General features: G+C 23.1%; 3 protein-coding genes. 1 reads left to right on the top strand and 2 read right to left on the bottom strand.

Translation table 11 applies throughout. The features are described 5' to 3' along the window. Window positions 1-204: 204 nt before the first annotated feature. The gene (locus tag RH98_RS14855; RefSeq protein ID WP_010257357.1) at window positions 205-690 is read left to right on the top strand and encodes a TonB-dependent receptor; all 486 of its coding nucleotides are present in this window, start codon (window positions 205-207) and stop codon (window positions 688-690) included. 226 nt (window positions 691-916) lie between these two features. On the opposite strand, the gene RH98_RS14850 is transcribed toward RH98_RS14855, so the two are convergent. Together RH98_RS14850 and RH98_RS14845 are read right to left on the bottom strand one after the other, a co-directional pair. Beyond that, on the bottom strand, window positions 917-1,930 hold the full coding sequence (locus RH98_RS14850; protein WP_010257354.1) for a helix-turn-helix domain-containing protein: 1,014 nt from the start codon (window positions 1,928-1,930) through the stop codon (window positions 917-919). Between the two features lie 394 nt (window positions 1,931-2,324). Continuing rightward, the gene (locus RH98_RS14845; protein ID WP_010257351.1) at window positions 2,325-2,627 is read right to left on the bottom strand and encodes a response regulator transcription factor; all 303 of its coding nucleotides are present in this window, start codon (window positions 2,625-2,627) and stop codon (window positions 2,325-2,327) included. Window positions 2,628-2,852: the final 225 nt, after the last annotated feature.

Below are 2,852 nucleotides of genomic sequence, written 5' to 3'. Positions count from 1 at the left end.
CCCCTTTTTATTTGTGTAGCAATAACTTTGGAATATATATAGAGTATTTAATATTTGATTTTTCTTTGATAGTTTTAATTTTTTTTGTCTTTTACAAATAATTGTTTCGAATCTATATCTATACCTTATAGGGGATAATTATTTTGAAAAATAAAGATTTTTATACCCTATAAGGTTTTCTATATAATAATATCAAAAGACTATATGGTTTTATATAATCAGTTGGCTTTTAATCTGAGTTACCTTGATTATAAAATAGATTTAGCTTATGGTCTTTTGGGTACGAAAGGAAATGACATCAGTGATAGTAAAACAGCTGGAAATTTTTTGTTTCACAGTGAAATACAATCTAGCTTTTCATGGGATTTTTATAAGAATTATTGGTTAGATGTTTCTTATCTATTAGTGACCCAGCAAGGTTTTTACTCCTTTGAAAGACCAAATATTAATCAAAGTATTATTAAAAAAGTTTACAATAAAACTCCTAGTTATAATTTGGTGAATATAAATATCGGAAGTTCATTTTTTAATCAATCACTCTCATTAGCATTAAGAGTTTCAAATTTATTTAATGTAAATACCATTAAATATTCACCTGTGGATAATCTTGAGCATTACAGTGGTGATTTAAGAACCCAGTATATTGATTATGGAAGAAGCTTTTCATTGGAGTTAAAATACAGTTTGTAAAGTATATTTTATTACAGATCATATCTAATGCTTCTACAACACTGCTTGTATTGAGTTTGTAGCGATAGTATTGAATAACTTATTGTTCAGAAATTTAAAAATGTTCATGGATTAGTATATTTTTTCTGGAGAATATCAGGGTCACTTATTTTATATTTAACTCCTTTTGATTAACACAAAAATTTAAAAACAGATTTTTCAAGAAAGCCTAAAAGGTAAGTAATAATTATTCCTTGTTTTTTAACTCTTTTTCAATATTAAAAAGTTGTAATCTTGAATTTACATCAAGTTTTTCATATATTTTACTAATATGATATTTAACAGTATTTATAGATATAAATAATTTTTTACTGATTTCTTTATTACTTAATCCCTTGAATAACAAATGAATTACTTCAATTTCTCGCTCAGTTAATTGGTATGCATTTTTAAGTTTATAATTACAATCTGAGACAAAAGTAGAGGAGTCTTTTTGTTCATTTTTTTTATTTTGAACTAATCTTTTCTGATAGTCTTTAATTATGTAGAGATATTGATAGGTTAAATCTTTAAATTTATTTTTACTAAGGTAAATTTTTTTTAATTGATATGTTGTAATAATACTATAGCTTAGAATAATAGGAATACTAATTAATCTTAATATTGGCCAATTAATTAATAAGGCAATAATATTAGGGCTTAATTTTAAAGTTAGTAAAAATGCCGTTGTACAGATATATCCAATTATAAAAATTGTGTACCACTTGGTATTGTAATGATAATAAATATTAAAAAACAGATACAAGGTAAACATACCTATTAACGTAATTAAGGAGTGTAAAAACAAGTTGGTTTCTACTTTGGTAAAAAAAATATTTATTAATAATTCTAGCACTACAATACAAACTATTATCAAGATGAATTTTTTATAAAAAAATTGCCTTAATCTTAATTTTAAAAAGGGAAATGGGATAAGTAACAATAATGTTTGTGAAGTGACAATATTCCATGATAAAAGAAAATTAATAAAATTCGAATCTATATTTATGAAATAAGTATAAATATCTTTGATTACAAAACTCAAAAACATACTTATTTGTAGTAAAATATTAAATATTATCTTTTTGTTATGTAGTACTTTAAATACAATAATTTGATGAATTAAAGTTAAGAGTGACACTCCATAGTAAAAACCGATTAATGTATTTTTAAATAAATCACAAGAAGCCATTTGTATGGAAGAAGAATTAATAGTAATCATTAAGGTTTTTTTTTCGATTGAATAGCATAAAAGCTTCAGTTATTAATTGAGAATAATTAGTGAAGATTAATGCATAAAGATAATTTTATTTAGGGCTTGCTTATATTGATTTACTTCACTTTTATATTTAATAAAGAATAGTTTTAAGGGTAGGGTTTAGTTAAAAAATATAGTATCTATGTAATTGCATAGCAATCTTAAAGTTTTATAGATTAACTACCCTTTTATATAGGTGGATTATAGCAAGTAAATAATAATTTTATCAATAGATATTTAGAAGCTTTTAAACAAGAAGTCTCTATTTATATATCTATTTAAAAAACTCACTATATTTTAGATAGATAATGCTTTTGTCAAACAACACAAAGAGAATCCTATAGGGATTCTCTTTTGTTTAATTCTTCAAACTAAATAGTTGAGTGCGAGAGCTAACATTTAGCTTAATAAAAATATTACTAATATGATATTTAGTGGTGCTGATTGTAATGTTTAACTCTTGTGCAATTTCTTTATTTGATAAACCATTCCATACTAATTTAAGTACTTCTACTTCTCTATCTGTTAATTTATATTGTTTTCTTATAAGGTCTTGTGAATCAATATTTTCACTTATTATAATTTGATTGTTATTATTGTTTTGTGGTAAATTATTTTTCTCTTTTTGTAATAGTTTATGATAGTTTTTAACCAAAAACATATATTGATAAACAAATATTCTATTCTTTTACTTTTATCATTTTGGTAGATTATGATCTTATAATTATTTAGTAGTATGAAGATCATACATAACATACTTATGATTTTTAAATTAGAATTGTTAAGGATGAATAATTCAATATTGGTGTCTCTTGGAATGTTTGTAAAGCACAAACTATAAAAAACTATTAGAGATATTAATAATAGCGTATATACTGAGTAATTA

This window comes from Myroides injenensis M09-0166 (assembly GCF_000246945.1).
GTDB lineage: Bacteria > Bacteroidota > Bacteroidia > Flavobacteriales > Flavobacteriaceae > Flavobacterium > Flavobacterium injenense.
This window is presented reverse-complemented; position numbering and strand designations above follow the sequence as displayed.

Bases quoted from the DNA above. Each gene is read 5' to 3' on its own strand.
- RH98_RS14855 (WP_010257357.1), top strand. From the start codon at position 205: ATGGTTTTATATAATCAGTTGGCTTTTAATCTGAGTTACCTTGATTAT.
- RH98_RS14850 (WP_010257354.1), bottom strand. From the start codon at position 1,930: ATGATTACTATTAATTCTTCTTCCATACAAATGGCTTCTTGTGATTTA.
- RH98_RS14845 (WP_010257351.1), bottom strand. From the start codon at position 2,627: ATGTTTTTGGTTAAAAACTATCATAAACTATTACAAAAAGAGAAAAAT.